Genomic DNA, 14767 nt, shown 5'->3' with positions numbered 1-14767 from the left:
ACCGCGACGGCTCAATGGTTGGTGCTGTCGCGCTGCTCGCTCAGCTGCTGTAGATAGCGGCGTGAAAGGGCCAGGAAACGCGGCGTCGGCCCGATGTCTTCATAGAGCGGGTCGCCCTGCTCATCGGTGGCGACCACCTGGCTGCCCCTGACGTAGGGGAAACTGGCTTCCAGCTCCTCCAGGGCGGAGCCCACCAGTTCGCCGATCAGTTCCTCGACGCTGCGTTTGGGGTACATCTCGGAGAGCGCCGCCAGCCGCGCGGCGGACTCCAGATCCAGGTGAACGCTGTATTCGCTGCGGGTCAGGCGACCCTTGGCGTTCTGCTCCCAATGGCTGACCAGTTCTCGGATCTTCATAGACACCTCATCCTCTTCCCACATGGTGGTGGGTGGCTTTGAGCGCCGGGCGATCTCTGCCGCCCGGGAGTCGTCATTCGTGATGGCGGCTATTGTTCAGACTAGCTCGCAGGCGCGCGCGGAGACGCCGTTCGTCGCGCCCTTGTATCTGCATGGCGCTCTGGGCAATCTGAAGGCCGTACACAGGCATGGAGGAAGGGTCATGGCCGAAATCGACGCGCGACTGCGTGAGGATGTCCACCTGCTCGGCGAGTTGCTCGGCGACACCATTCGCACCCAATTGGGCGAGGCCTTCGTCGACAAGATCGAGCGCATCCGCAAGGGTGCCAAGGCTGCCCGCCAGGGTTCCGCGCAGGGCGAACGCCAGCTCAACGAGACGCTCGACGGGCTCACCGACGATGAACTGCTACCTGTGGCCCGTGCCTTCAATCAGTTCCTCAACCTGGCCAACATCGCCGAGCAGTACCACCGCATACGCCGGCGTGGCCCGGATGAACCGCAGCCTTTCGAAGAGCATGTGCTGGGCGACCTGCTGCAGCGTCTGCTCGCTGCCGGTCACGGTCCGGAACAGCTGGCTCGGCACCTGGGGCGGCTGGACATCGAACTGGTACTGACCGCCCACCCCACCGAAGTCACCCGTCGCACGCTGATCCAGAAGTACGACGCCATGGCCGCGCAACTGGCCGCCCAGGACCACGGCGATCTCAATGACACCGAGCGCGAGCGGGTTCGCCAGCGTTTGCTGCGATTGATTGCCGAAGCCTGGCACACCGAAGAAATCCGTCGTATCCGGCCGACGCCGGTGGACGAGGCCAAATGGGGCTTCGCGGTGATCGAGCATTCCCTCTGGCACGCCCTGCCCAACGTCTTGCGGCACGTCGATCAGGTGTTGCACGCCGCGACCGGCCTGTACTTGCCGCTCACGGCCGCGCCCCTGCGCTTCGCCTCCTGGATGGGCGGCGACCGCGACGGCAACCCAAATGTCACGGCTACCGTCAGTCGGCAGGTGCTGCTGCTGGCGCGCTGGATGGCCGCTGACCTCTATTTGCGCGATGTCGATCACCTGGCCGCCGAGCTTTCGATGCAGCAGGCCAGCGACGAGTTGCGCGTGCGAGTGGGCGTTCATCCGGAGCCCTACCGCGCGGTGCTCAAGCAGCTGCGTGACCGCCTGCGGGCCACCCGTGCCTGGGCCGAGGCCGCGCTGGAGGCCGAACGCCCCCCAGGCCCCGACGTGCTGCACGAGAACACCCAGCTGCTGGAACCCCTGGAGCTCTGCTACCACTCGCTGCACGCCTGCGGAATGGGCGTGGTCGCTGACGGGGCACTGCTCGACTGCCTGCGCCGTGCGGCTACCTTCGGCCTGTTCCTGGTACGCCTGGATATTCGCCAGGACGCTGCCCGTCATGCCGCCGCGCTGGATGAGATCACCGATTACCTGGGGCTGGGCAACTACGCTGAATGGGATGAAGAGGGCCGTCTGGCCTTCCTCCAGCGCGAACTGGACAACCGCCGTCCGCTGCTGCCGTCCCATTACCGGCCCTCCGCCGACACCGCAGAAGTCCTTGCCACCTGCCGGGTGGTGGCCAACGCACCGGCTGCGTCACTCGGTTCCTATGTGATCTCCATGGCGGGAGCGCCCTCGGACGTGCTGGCGGTGCAACTGCTGCTCAAGGAGGCCGGGTTGCAACGGCCGATTCGCGTGGTGCCACTCTTTGAAACCCTGGCGGATCTGGACAACGCAGGCCCGGCGATCGACCGCCTGCTCGGCCTGCCCGGCTACCGCGCGCGGTTGCACGGCCCGCAGGAAGTGATGATCGGCTATTCCGACTCGGCTAAGGATGCCGGCACCGTGGCAGCCGCCTGGGCGCAATACCGTGCGCAGGAGCGGCTGGTGGAAATATGCCGTGCGCACCAGGTCGAATTGCTGCTGTTCCATGGCCGCGGGGGCACTGTCGGGCGCGGCGGCGGTCCGGCCCATGCGGCCATCCTGTCGCAGCCGCCGGGGTCGGTGGCGGGGCGTTTCCGCACCACTGAACAGGGCGAGATGATCCGCTTCAAATTCGGCCTGCCCGGCATCGCCGAGCAGAACCTCAACACCTACCTGGCGGCGGTGCTGGAAGCCACCCTGCTGCCGCCGCCGGAGCCCGAGCCGGCCTGGCGTGCGGCGATGGACCGGCTGGCTGGTGACGGCGTTGCCGCCTATCGCGCGGTGGTGCGTGAACACCCGCAGTTCGTCGACTACTTCCGACAGGCGACGCCGGAACAGGAACTCGGCCGCCTGCCCCTGGGCAGCCGCCCGGCCAAGCGCCGCGCTGGCGGGGTGGAGAGCCTGCGGGCGATTCCCTGGATCTTCGCCTGGACCCAGACCCGCCTGATGCTGCCGGCCTGGCTGGGCTGGGAGACGGCCCTGGCCAACGCCCAGCGGCGCGGGGAAACACCGCTGCTGGCGCGGATGCGAGAGCGCTGGCCGTTCTTCGCTACCCGCATCGACATGCTGGAGATGGTCCTGGCCAAGGCCGATTCCAACATCGCGGCGCTGTACGACGAGCGACTGGTGCCTGAAGAGCTGGAATCACTGGGTGCGCAATTGCGCGACCTATTGTCGCAGGCGTGCGCCTCGGTACTGGCTTTGACCGGTCAGTCCGAGCTTCTGGCGCAGAGCCCTGAGACCCGCGAAGCCATCAGCGTGCGCAACACCTACCTGGACCCGCTGCACCTGCTGCAGACGGAGCTCCTGGCCCGGTCCAGACGTTGCGAGCAGCACACCGAAGGCCCGTTGGAACAGGCCCTTCTGGTGAGTGTGGCGGGCATTGCCGCAGGCTTGCGGAACACCGGTTGAGGCCGGTTTTCCTCCAACTTCCGGCGTCTTGTGCGCTATAGGGGCGCTGTGTATCTTGAACGTCCTTTTGGCCCGACAGCGACGCCGAAAAACCTATTCTGAGATTGGCCCCATGAGGCGAATCCGACCGATCTGAAAACAAAATCTTTGAGGAGCACATCGATGCGCGTGATTCTGCTGGGGGCCCCTGGTGCCGGCAAAGGTACTCAAGCCGGCTTCATCACCAAGAAGTTCGGCATTCCGCAAATTTCCACTGGCGACATGCTGCGCGCAGCGGTCAAGGCCGGCACCGAGCTCGGCCTGCAGGCCAAGAGCGTGATGGATGCCGGTGGCCTGGTTTCTGACGACCTGATCATCAACCTGGTCAAGGAACGCATTGCCCAGCCCGATTGCGCCAATGGTTTCCTCTTCGACGGCTTCCCGCGCACCATCCCTCAGGCTGAAGCCATGAAGGAAGCTGGCGTGAGCATCGACCACGTGGTCGAGATCGCCGTGGACGACGAGGAAATTGTCAGCCGCATCGCCGGCCGTCGCGTACACCCGGCTTCCGGCCGCGTCTACCACACCGAGCACAACCCGCCGAAGGTTGCCGGCAAAGACGACGAAACCGGCGAAGACCTGATCCAGCGCGATGACGACAAGGAAGACACCGTGCGCAAGCGCCTGTCCGTCTACCATTCGCAGACCAAGCCGCTGGTGGACTTCTACCAGAAACTCTCCGCCGCTGAAGGCACCCCGAAATACAGCGCCATCGCCGGCGTTGGCTCGGTGGAAGACATCACCGGCAAGGTACTGGCCGCCCTCAGCTGAGACGCAGCCCGTATCTGACCAACGGCCCGCTTGCGGGCCGTTGGCGTTTATAATGCCCGCCTTTTTCCGCGCCTGGACTTCTCGATGACCACTCTGCTGGCCCTGGATACCGCCACCGAAGCCTGCTCCGTTGCCTTGCTGCATGACGGCAAGGTGCTCAGCCATTACGAGGTGATCCCGCGCCTGCACGCCCAGCGCCTGTTGCCGATGATCCAGACCCTGCTGGGCGAGGCCGGCCTGCCGCTGGCGGCAGTGGATGCCATCGCCTTCGGCCGCGGTCCGGGCGCCTTTACCGGCGTGCGCATTGCCATCGGCGTCGTCCAGGGGCTGGCCTTTGCCCTGGATCGTCCGGTGCTGCCGATCTCCGACCTGGCCGTGCTGGCCCAGCGCTCCCACCGCGAGCAGGGCGCCACCCAGGTAGCCGCGGCCATCGATGCGCGCATGGACGAGGTCTACTGGGGCTGCTACCGCCTGGAGGCCGGTGAGATGCGTCTGGCCGGCGTGGAAGCGGTGCTGCCGCCCGAGCAGGCCATGCTGCCGCGTGACGCCAGTGGCGACTGGTATGGCGCCGGCACGGGCTGGGGGACTTTCGCCGCGCGCATTCCAGTGCAGGTCAGCGGTCAGTCTCCGGCCCTGTTGCCACACGCCGAAGACCTGCTGACCCTGGCGCGTTTCGCCTGGGCGCGGGGCGAAGGCCTGCCGGCCGATCAGGCTCAGCCGGTCTACCTGCGCGACAACGTCGCCACGCCCAAGGCGACGCAGTAGAATTGCCCCAATCGGCCCTTGTGCCCCGGATTGCCAAGCCGGGGCAGGGTGGCTAGAGTCCACTGTGGCACTCATCTCGAAACGCCAGCACTGCCGAGCAGTAACCGATGCGCATTGACGGCTTCACCTCTTCCTATCCGCTGGAGCGCAGCCCCCGTCAGGGCAGCGCGGTCACGCCTTTGCGCGAGATCCAGCGCGAGGAGGAGGCGCGCCGTGAGCAGCCCAGCGCACCCTCCACGACCCAGGGTTTCGAGCAGGCCCCCCAGCCCCGTCGTGTTCAAGCCAGCAATAGCTCCGGAGACAGTCTGCCGGTTCGCCCGCAGGACCTGACCCAACACCGCACCATCAGCAACCGCGCCGCCCAGGCTATTGCCAGCTACAGCTCCACCGCCCTGCTGGCTACCGAGTCCGACGCCCCCGAAGTTCTCGGCCTCGACCTCTACGCCTGATGTTGCCCTACCACTTGGGCTGCCCGTCCTGGAACGAGCCGGCCTGGCGCGGCAGCTTCTATCCCGCCGAGCTGCGCCCGGCTGATACCCTCGGCCACTACGTCCAGGTGTTCAATGCGGTAGAAGGCAACACCACCTTCTACGCCCGGCCTTCCGCCGACACCCTGCAGCGCTGGGCGCAGACCATGCCGGAGCACTTCCGCTTCTGCGCCAAGCTGCCTCGGGACATCAGCCACGAAGGTGACCTGCGCGAGCAGTTCCTCGCCACCGATGCGTTCCTCCAGCTCTTGGCGCCCTTGGGCGCGCGCCTGGCCCCGCTCTGGCTGCAACTGCCTGCGACGTTCGGGCCGAGCCGACTGGCCGAGCTGGCCTGCTGGCTGGACGAATTCAATCACCAACCTATTGCCGTGGAAGTGCGCAACCGGGCCTTCTTCGACAAGGGGGAGGCGGAACGCGCGCTCAACCGCCTGCTCCATGAGCGCGGCGTGGAGCGCATCTGCCTGGATTCCCGGGCGCTGTTCAGCGTGCGTTCGCAGGACCCGGCGGTGCTCCATGCGCAGTCGAAGAAGCCACGAGTGCCCGTGCGACCCACCGCGTTCAGTGCCAGCCCGCAGGTGCGTTTCATCGGCGGCCCTGACCTGGACGCCAACCAGAGCTTCCTCGACCCCTGGCTGGACAAGGTGGCCGGGTGGATCGAGCAGGGGCTGACGCCGAATGTCTTCCTGCACACGCCGGACAACCATCTGGCGGCCGCCCAGGCCCTGCGCTTCCATGCCGCGTTGTGCGAGCGTCTGCCAGGGCTTCCACCTCTCGACCTGCCGAAGCCGCCAGCCGAACAACTCGGCCTGCTCTGAGCCTTGGGCTAGGCTATCGGCCTCTGTCCCCTGATTGCGGAGCCTGCCCATGACCACCCAAGCGCAACGCGGCGAAACCTTCGCTGCCCTGCACCGCGCGCCCGGCCTGTTCGTCCTGCCCAATCCCTGGGACGCCGGCTCGGCGAAGATGCTCGCCCACCTGGGGTTCGCCGCGCTGGCCACCACCAGCGCGGGCCTGGCATTTGCCTTGGGCCGCCGCGACGCTGAAGGCAACGTGAGTCGTGAAGAAGCACTGGCCAATGCCCGCGACATAGCCGAAGCCACGCCGCTGCCGGTGGCGGCGGACCTGGAGAACGGCTACGGGGATCACCCCGAGGACTGCGCGGCGGCCATTCGTGCGGCCGCTGCTGTCGGGCTGGTAGGCGGTTCCATTGAAGACGCCAGCGGCCGCGCCGACGACCCCATCTATCCACTGGAACTGGCGGTGGAACGCATCCGCGCGGCAGTGGAGGCGGCCCGCAGCCTCGGTTTCCCCTTCACCCTGGCGGCGCGAGCGGAGAATTTCCTCCACGGCCGTGCTGACCTGGACGACACCCTGCGTCGCCTGGCGGCTTATGCGGACGCGGGCGCCGATGTGCTCTATGCACCGGGCCTGACCACCCGCGAACAGATTCATGCGGTGGTACGCGCCGTGGCGCCGCGTCCGGTAAACGTATTGGTGGGGTCGCCCAGCCTGAAGCTGGGGCTGGAGGAGTTGGCCGAGCTGGGGGTCAAGCGGGTCAGCGTGGGCTCCAACCTGGTGCGCGTTGCTTATGGCGCCTTTTTCCAGGCAGCGGAAGGGCTTCGTGCAGGCAACCTGGCAGCCATGGGGCAGGCGATGCCCTTCGATCGCATCAACGACCTGTTCCGGTCCTGAGCGGAGGCTGCGGGCCAACGGGACGCTGGCTACAGGCTCTGGCAGAATGCGCGGGTTTTTCCGGTCAGGCGTGAGCGTTCATGAGTGAAGATTCTGTCAGGGTAAGGGCCGAGGCCCTCGAGCCGGCGTTTGCCGAAGCGCTGGATGCCTGGGCTGCGCGCCTGGGGCTGACGCGTGAAGGGAAAGCGGATTTCGCCCTGCAGTTGGGCGGCGAAGGCCTGCAGTTGCTGCAGCTTGGCCCTGACTCGCCGGGACCGGTGCGAGTGGATTTCGTCGAAGGCGCCGCAGCGCACCGGCGCAAGTTCGGCGGCGGCAGCGGACAGATGATTGCCAAGGCGGTCGGGGTACAGCCGGGCGTTCGTCCGACCGTGCTGGATGCCACGGCGGGACTCGGGCGCGACGCCTTTGTCCTTGCCACATTGGGCTGTGAAATGACCCTGATCGAACGCCAGCCGCTGATCGCCGCCTTGCTGGAAGACGGCCTGGCGCGTGCCGGGCAGGACCTGGAAACAGCGGCCATCGCTGTGCGCATGCGCCTGTTGCAGGGCAACGCCATCGAGCTGATGGGCAACTGGCAAGGTGAGCCGCCTCAGGTGATTTACCTTGATCCGATGTTTCCGCACCGCGACAAGAGCGCGCTGGTGAAGAAGGAGATGCGCCTGTTCCGCCCCTTGGTGGGCGATGACCAGGATGCCCCGGCGCTGCTGCAGGCCGCCCTGGCCCTGGCCAGCCATCGGGTGGTGGTGAAGCGTCCGCGCAAGGCGCCGATCATCGAAGGCGCCAAACCGAGCTATGCACTGGAAGGGAAGTCCAGCCGCTACGATATCTACCCGAAGAAGAAGCTGGGAAGCTGAGCCTCCCGCAGCTTGTCCGCGCTTTGGTTCAGAGCCTGTACGTTGGCGCCGAGCGCAGCGAGGCCCAGCAGCGAGGTGTTGGGCTTCGTACCTCAGCGGAACTCCGCCCGGCCCAACCTACGGCAGCGAGGGAGTCAGGGCGCATACGCCCTGACAAACAACTCCACCACTTCCCGCACGTGCTGCTCGGCGGCGTCCCCTTCCAGGGCCGCGCCGCAGCCGATCAGCAGGCGGAAGTTGTGCCCGCCCTTGATCAGGCAGAAGAAGTGCTCAGCGGCATTCAGCGGCTGCTCGATGCGCAGTTTGCCGGCCTGGTTGGCCTGGTCCAGCAGCCCGGTCATTTCCTGCTGGATCCGCAGCGGCCCCGCTTCGTAGAACATCCGTGACAGCTTCGGGTCCTGGTTGGCCATGGCCACCATGACCCGGTGCAGCTCCAGGGATTCGCGGCTGTTGATCAACTGATGGAAACTGCGGCCGATGTTCAGCAGCACGCTCTCGATACTGGCGTCGGCCGGCAGCTCGAACAGCAGCTCCGGTAGCTGCTCTTCGCACTTGGCCTTCACCGCGGCGGAGAACAGCGTCTCCTTGTCGGTGAAGTGGCTGTACACGGTCAGCTTGGACACGCCGGCCTCGGCGGCGATGGCGTCCATGCTGCTGCCGTCGTAGCCGTTCCTCAGGAAAAGATTCTTCGCGGCTTCGAGAATTGCCTTTCTCTTCGCGGGATCTTTCGGGCGGCCTGGGCCGCTGGTCGGAAATGAATTGTCTGACATTTCTATATAAATACTGGACTGGTGAGTTTGCTATTTTTACTATACCCAGCAGTATAAATATTCCAGCTGCTCTTCGCGAAAGGTCATTCATCATGTTTCGCCATGCCTTGCCCCTCGCTTTGCCCCTGTCCCTTTCCCTCTTGATCGCAGCCTGCGGTAACGGGGAGCCTGTGCAACAAGGGGTGCGTCCGGCCATGGTGGTGCAGCCGGAGCCGGCAGCGGATGCGGTGGATACTTTCCCGGGCGAGGTGCGCGCACGTTACGAGCCGGAGCTGGCCTTTCGCATCGGCGGCAAGGTGATTAAACGCCTGGTGGAAATGGGGGCGCGGGTGAAGAAGGACCAGCCCCTGGCCGAACTGGACCCGGAAGACGTGCGGCTGCAACTGGAGGCGTCCCACGCCCAGGTCGCCGCTGCCGAGGCCAACCTCAAGCTGGTGCGGGCCGAACGCGACCGCTACCGCACCCTGCTGGACCGCCAGATGATCAGCCGCTCCCAGTACGACAACGTGGAGAACCAGTACCGCGCGGGCGAGGCGCGGGTTAAGCAGATCAAGGCCGAATTCAACGTCGCCAGTAACCAGGCGGCCTACACCGTGCTTCGTGCCTCGCAGAACGGCGTGATCGCCAGCCGCCGCGCGGAAGTGGGGCAGGTGGTCGCCGCCGGGCAGACAGTCTTCACCCTGGCCGCCGACGGCGAGCGTGAAGTGCTGATCAGCCTGCCGGAACATGCGATCGACCGCTTCAAGGTGGGCCAGGAGGTGGCCGTCGAACTCTGGTCACTGCCCGGCCAGCGCTTCCCGGCGCGCATCCGTGAACTGGCGCCGGCTGCCGACTCGCAGTCGCGCACCTTCGCTGCACGTGTCGCCTTCGCCGATGGCAAGGTCCCGGCAGAGCTGGGCCAGAGCGCCCGCGTATTCATCCGCAGCAACGGTTCGGTGCCGCTTTCCGTGCCGCTTTCGGCCCTGACCGCGGAAGCCGGCCAGCCCTATGTCTGGGTGGTCGATCCCAAGGATTCGACGTTGAAACGCCGTCTGGTGCGCGTCGGTCCTTATGGCGAGGACCGCGTTCCGGTGCTTGAAGGCCTGAAGCCCGATGACTGGGTAGTGGCGGCCGGCGTGCAGGTGCTGCGCGAAGGCCAGCAGGTGCGGCCGGTGGACCGCGCCAACCGTTCGGTGAAATTGCTGGCCAAGGAGTAAGGCACCGTGAATTTCAACCTGTCCGCCTGGGCGCTGAAAAACCGCCAGATCGTCCTCTACATCATGTTGCTGCTGGGCATTGTCGGGGCCATTTCCTACACCAAGCTGGGGCAGAGCGAAGACCCGCCCTTTACTTTCAAGGCCATGGTGGTGCGTACCAACTGGCCCGGCGCCAGTGCCGAAGAAGTCTCCCGCCAGGTCACCGAACGCATCGAGAAGAAGCTGATGGAGACCGGCGAGTACGACAAGATCATCTCCTTCTCCCGCCCTGGCGAGTCGCAGGTGACCTTCATTGCTCGCGACTCCATGCACTCCAACGAGATTCCCGAGCTCTGGTATCAGGTCCGCAAGAAGATCAGCGACATTCGCCATACGTTGCCGCCGGGTATCCAGGGGCCGTTCTTCAACGATGAGTTCGGGACGACCTTCGGCAACATCTACGCGCTGACCGGCGAAGGATTCGACTACGCCGTGCTCAAGGACTACGCCGACCGCATCCAGCTGCAGCTGCAGCGGGTCAAGGACGTCGGCAAGGTCGATCTGCTCGGGCTGCAGGACGAGAAGATCTGGATCGAACTGTCCAACGTGAAGCTGGCGACCCTGGGGCTGCCGCTCGCCGCCGTGCAGCAAGCCCTGGAAGAGCAGAACGCCGTGGCGGCTGCCGGTTTCTTCGAAACCCCCAGCGACCGGGTGCAACTGCGAGTATCCGGCCGCTTCGATTCGGTGAAGGAAATCCGCGACTTCCCCATCCGCGTGGCGGACCGCACCTTCCGCATTGGCGATGTGGCCGAGGTACGCCGTGGCTTCAACGACCCGCCGGCGCCGCGCATGCGCTTCATGGGCGAGGATGCCATCGGCCTGGCGGTGTCCATGAAGGCCGGCGGCGACATCCTGGTGCTTGGCCAGGCGCTGGAAAACGAGTTCGCCCGCCTGCAGCAGAACCTGCCGGCCGGCATGCAGCTGCGCAAGGTGTCCGACCAGCCGGCAGCGGTGAAGACCGGGGTAGGGGAGTTCGTTCGCGTACTCACTGAAGCGCTGATCATCGTGCTGCTGGTGAGCTTCTTCTCGTTGGGCCTGCGCACCGGCCTGGTGGTGGCGCTGTCCATTCCGCTGGTGCTGGCGATGACCTTCGCGGTGATGTACTACCTCGGCATCGGCCTGCACAAGATTTCCCTCGGCGCCCTGGTGTTGGCACTGGGCCTTTTGGTGGACGACGCGATCATCGCGGTGGAGATGATGGCCATCAAGATGGAGCAGGGCTACGACCGCCTCAAGGCTGCCAGCTACGCCTGGAGCAGCACGGCCTTCCCGATGCTCACCGGCACCCTGATCACTGCCGCTGGCTTCCTGCCCATCGCCACCGCGCAATCCGGCACCGGCGAATACACCCGCTCGATCTTCCAGGTGGTGACCATCGCCCTGGTGGTTTCCTGGATTGCCGCCGTGGTGTTCGTGCCCTATCTGGGCGATCGCCTGTTGCCGGACCTGGCCAGGTTGCATGCGCAGAAACATGGCGGCAGCGACAAGGGCCACGACCCCTATTCGACGCCGTTCTACCAGCGTGTCCGCCGCGTGGTGGAGTGGTGCGTGCGTCGGCGCAAGACAGTGATCCTGCTGACGCTGGCCGCGTTCGTCGCCTCCATCGCCATGTTCCGTTTCGTGCCCCAGCAGTTCTTCCCGTCCTCCGGCCGCCTGGAGCTGATGGTCGATCTCAAGCTGGGTGAGGGATCGTCCCTGGCCAACACCGAGGTTGAAGTGAAGCGCCTGGAGCAGCTGCTGCGCGAGCATCCGGGTGTGGACAACTATGTGGCCTATGTCGGCACCGGTTCGCCGCGCTTCTACCTGCCGCTGGACCAGCAGCTGCCTGCGGCGAGCTTCGCCCAGTTCGTGGTGCTGGCCAAATCCATTGAGTCCCGCGAGGAGGTCCGCAGCTGGCTGATCCAGGTTCTGAACGATGATTTCCCCACCCTGCGCAGCCGTATTTCGCGGCTGGAGAACGGCCCGCCGGTGGGCTACCCGGTGCAGTTCCGCGTATCCGGCGAGCACATCGACGAAGTCCGCGCCTTGGCGCGCAAGGTGGCCGACAAGGTGCGCGAGAACACCCATGTGGTGAACGTGCACCTGGATTGGGAGGAGCCCAGCAAGGTCGTGCGGCTGAACATCGACCAGGACCGCGCCCGCGCCATGGGCGTGAGCACCGCCGACCTGTCGCGCTTCCTGCAGAGCTCGCTGACCGGCGCGCCGGTGAGCCAGTACCGTGAAGACAACGAGCTGATCGAGATCCTCCTGCGCGGCACCGTGCGTGAACGCCAGGAACTGGCCCTGCTGCCGAGCCTGGCGGTGCCCACGGACAACGGCCACAGCGTGCCGCTGTCGCAGATCGCCACCCTGGAATACGGTTTCGAGGAGGGCATCATCTGGCACCGCAACCGCCTGCCCACCGTCACCGTGCGTGCCGACATCTACGACAAGTCGCTGCCGGCCAGCCTGGTCAAGGACATCTCGCCGACACTGGACCCGATCCGTGCCGAGCTGCCGGACGGCTACCTGCTGGAGGTCGGCGGCACGGTGGAAGACTCTTCCCGTGGGCAGCGCTCGGTGAACGCCGGCATGCCGCTGTTCGTCGTGGTCGTGCTGACCCTGCTGATGCTGCAGCTGAAGAGTTTCTCGCGCTCGGCCATGGTGTTCCTCACCGCGCCCTTGGGGCTGATCGGCGTAACCCTGTTCCTCCTGGTGTTCCGCCAGCCCTTCGGCTTCGTCGCCATGCTCGGCACCATCGCCTTGGCGGGGATGATCATGCGCAACTCGGTGATACTGGTCGACCAGATCGAGCAGGACATCGCCCATGGCCTGGATCGCTGGCACGCCATCATCGAAGCCACGGTGCGACGTTTCCGACCCATCGTGCTGACTGCCCTGGCGGCGGTGCTGGCAATGATCCCGTTGTCGCGCAGCGTGTTCTTCGGCCCGATGGCCGTGGCCATCATGGGCGGCCTGATCGTCGCCACCGCCCTGACCCTGCTGTTCCTGCCGGCGCTGTATGCCGCGTGGTTCCGGGTCAAACCGGTGGAGGCGGAGCAGCTGAAGCCAGCGCTGGCCCCCGACGCCCAGCCCAGTCACTGATCACAAAGGCCCCTTCGGGGGCCTTTTTCATGCTTTTTTGCGGCAGACCGTCTCGCCGTCATGCAGACAGCAACCCGTCGGTGTCTCGGCCGGGCGTCCCGTCTAGTCGTACAGGCTATCCAGCAAGGCCGCGAAGTTGCGCTCCACCACTGGACGCTTGAGCTTCTGCGTCGGCGTGAGTTCGTCCTTTTCCTGGCTGAGCAGGCGCGGAAGCAGCGTCCAGGCCTTGATCCGCTCGACCTGTGACAGATCGGCGTTCACGCTGTCGACATGGGCCTGCAACTCCGTCATCAGAGTGGGGGAGCCTGGCCAGTCATCCACCTTGCCGGGCAATCGCCGGTTCTGCGCCCAGGCCTCCAGGCGCTGCGGATCCAGGGCGAGCAGGGCGCTGAGATGCTTGCGCCGGTCGCCATGCACCAGGGCCTGTTCCACCAGCGGGTGCTGCTTGAGGCGCGCCTCGATGGGCGATGGTGCGATGTTCTTGCCGCCGGCGGTGATGATCAGCTCCTTCTTGCGCCCGGTTAGCCAGAGGTAGCCCTCGTCGTCGAGCCGGCCGAGGTCGCCGGTGCGCAGCCAGCCGTCGGTGGTGAAGGTTTCGGCGGTCCTCTCCGGCTGCCGGAAGTAACCCTTGAACACCAGCGGACCACGCACCAACACTTCGCCGTCCTCGTCGATGCGCAACTCGACGCCGGACAGGGCGCGGCCAACCGCACCGGCCTTGCGCGTGCCAGCCTCGTTGGAGGTGAGGAAGGCGGTGGATTCGGACATGCCCCAGCCTTCGCACAGCGGCAGACCCAGGGCGGAGAAGAACTCCACCAGGCCCGCGTCCAGGGGAGCGCCGCCGCTCACCAGCACGCGGATGCGCGAGCCGAACAGGCGCTGGCGCAGCTTGTCCAGCACCAGTCGCCGGGCCAGCAGCAGTTTCAGGCCGCCAATGCCGTTGCCTTCGTGGCGGGCGTGGCGGAAACCGGCGCGCAATGCCCAGGCCAGCAGCCGCCGCCTGCCGGGCGACATCGCTTCGCGCTGGGCCATGACCGCCGCATGCAATTTCTCGTACAGGCGTGGCACGCTGCCGAAGAAGTCCGGCTCCACTTCGAGGATCGCCTGGGGCACGTCGTTGATGTCCGGCACATAGGCGGCCTGGGCACCGCACCACAGGCGCTGGTACTGGCCGATCACCCGTTCGCCGACGTGGGCCATCGGCAGAAACGCCAGGCTCCTGTAGCGTGGCATCGGCAGGGTATAGGCGCTGATGGAGGCGAGCAGGTTGCCGTGGCTGAGCATCGCCGCCTTCGGCTCGCCGGTGGTCCCCGAGGTGAAGACCAGGTTGGCCAGGGCATCGCGGTCCAGCGCCTGCCAGCGTTGCCTGACCTGCTGGGTCGGGATGTCCCCGGCCTGGACGAGGAAGGCGTCGAGCCCCTGGTGGCCGCTGCCCGCTGCGGGCGGGTCGAGGCAGATGACCCGCAGGCCCTGTATATCCAGCGCCAGGGCCCAGGCGGAGTGCTCGACGAACAACAGGCGGCAGTCGGCGCGCTGCAGTTGCTGGATGGCCTGGGCCGGGCTCAGGCTCGGGTAGAGCCCCACGCTGACGGCGCCGACACAGAGCACGGCGAAATCCAGCAGGCTCCATTCCAGGCGGGTCCGACTCCAGATCGCCACCCGGTCGCCGGGCTGCACCCCGGCTGCGATCAGGGCCTGGGCCAACGTCTCACTGCGGCGGGCGACCTCGCCCCAGTCCAGGGTTCGCCAGCTGTCGGTGTCACGCACCTGGGCGGCGGGCCAGTCCGGCGTGTGAGTAATCCGCCAGGCGAGCAGGGCAGGGATGCTGGGCAGATCGGCTGGCGGTTGCTGTGTCGTCATCGAACACCTCCTGT

General features: G+C 66.2%; 12 protein-coding genes. 9 read left to right on the top strand and 3 right to left on the bottom strand.

What is annotated here, in order from left to right:
- Positions 1-11 precede the first annotated feature (11 nt).
- Positions 12-356 carry a pilin assembly protein gene (locus THL1_RS22830; RefSeq protein WP_069085365.1) on the bottom strand — a complete coding sequence of 115 codons (345 nt, stop codon included), beginning with the start codon at positions 354-356 and terminating at the stop codon, positions 12-14.
- A 202-nt stretch (positions 357-558) separates the two neighbouring features.
- On the opposite strand from THL1_RS22830, the gene ppc reads away from it, so the two are divergent.
- From ppc to THL1_RS22795, 7 genes are all read left to right on the top strand, one after another.
- Positions 559-3195, top strand: coding sequence for a phosphoenolpyruvate carboxylase (ppc, locus tag THL1_RS22825; RefSeq protein ID WP_069085364.1), 2637 nt, complete (start codon positions 559-561; stop codon positions 3193-3195).
- Between the two features lie 162 nt (positions 3196-3357).
- Entirely contained in the window at positions 3358-4005 is a 648-nt protein-coding gene (gene adk, locus THL1_RS22820) for an adenylate kinase (protein WP_069085363.1), read from the top strand.
- 84 nt (positions 4006-4089) lie between these two features.
- Positions 4090-4770 (top strand): tRNA (adenosine(37)-N6)-threonylcarbamoyltransferase complex dimerization subunit type 1 TsaB, encoded by a 681-nt coding sequence (gene tsaB / locus THL1_RS22815; RefSeq protein ID WP_069085362.1) that lies wholly within the window; start codon positions 4090-4092, stop codon positions 4768-4770.
- Between the two features lie 107 nt (positions 4771-4877).
- Entirely contained in the window at positions 4878-5219 is a 342-nt protein-coding gene (locus THL1_RS22810) for a hypothetical protein (RefSeq protein ID WP_069085361.1), read from the top strand.
- Entirely contained in the window at positions 5219-6073 is an 855-nt protein-coding gene (locus THL1_RS22805; RefSeq protein ID WP_069085360.1) for a DUF72 domain-containing protein, read from the top strand. The genes THL1_RS22810 and THL1_RS22805 overlap by 1 nt, the downstream gene beginning before the upstream one ends.
- Positions 6074-6122: 49 nt before the next feature.
- Positions 6123-6950 carry an isocitrate lyase/PEP mutase family protein gene (locus THL1_RS22800; protein ID WP_069085359.1) on the top strand — a complete coding sequence of 276 codons (828 nt, stop codon included), beginning with the start codon at positions 6123-6125 and terminating at the stop codon, positions 6948-6950.
- Between the two features lie 80 nt (positions 6951-7030).
- The gene (locus THL1_RS22795) at positions 7031-7804 is read left to right on the top strand and encodes a class I SAM-dependent methyltransferase (protein WP_069085358.1); all 774 of its coding nucleotides are present in this window, start codon (positions 7031-7033) and stop codon (positions 7802-7804) included.
- A gap of 134 nt (positions 7805-7938) precedes the next feature.
- On the opposite strand, the gene THL1_RS22790 is transcribed toward THL1_RS22795, so the two are convergent.
- Entirely contained in the window at positions 7939-8574 is a 636-nt protein-coding gene (locus THL1_RS22790) for a TetR/AcrR family transcriptional regulator (RefSeq protein WP_069085357.1), read from the bottom strand.
- A 92-nt stretch (positions 8575-8666) separates the two neighbouring features.
- Here THL1_RS22790 and THL1_RS22785 point away from each other — a divergent pair, with 92 nt between their 5' ends.
- On the top strand, positions 8667-9770 hold the full coding sequence (locus tag THL1_RS22785) for an efflux RND transporter periplasmic adaptor subunit (RefSeq protein WP_069085356.1): 1104 nt from the start codon (positions 8667-8669) through the stop codon (positions 9768-9770).
- Between the two features lie 6 nt (positions 9771-9776).
- Positions 9777-12893 (top strand): efflux RND transporter permease subunit, encoded by a 3117-nt coding sequence (locus tag THL1_RS22780; RefSeq protein WP_069085355.1) that lies wholly within the window; start codon positions 9777-9779, stop codon positions 12891-12893.
- A 102-nt stretch (positions 12894-12995) separates the two neighbouring features.
- Here THL1_RS22780 and THL1_RS22775 read toward each other — a convergent pair whose 3' ends face one another.
- Positions 12996-14753 (bottom strand): AMP-dependent synthetase/ligase, encoded by a 1758-nt coding sequence (locus THL1_RS22775; RefSeq protein WP_069085354.1) that lies wholly within the window; start codon positions 14751-14753, stop codon positions 12996-12998.
- Positions 14754-14767: the final 14 nt, after the last annotated feature.

The sequence above is a fragment of the Pseudomonas sp. TCU-HL1 genome (assembly GCF_001708505.1).
GTDB lineage: Bacteria > Pseudomonadota > Gammaproteobacteria > Pseudomonadales > Pseudomonadaceae > Metapseudomonas.
The sequence above is the reverse complement of the archived record's forward strand: the minus strand, read 5'-3'. Positions and strand labels throughout refer to the sequence as shown.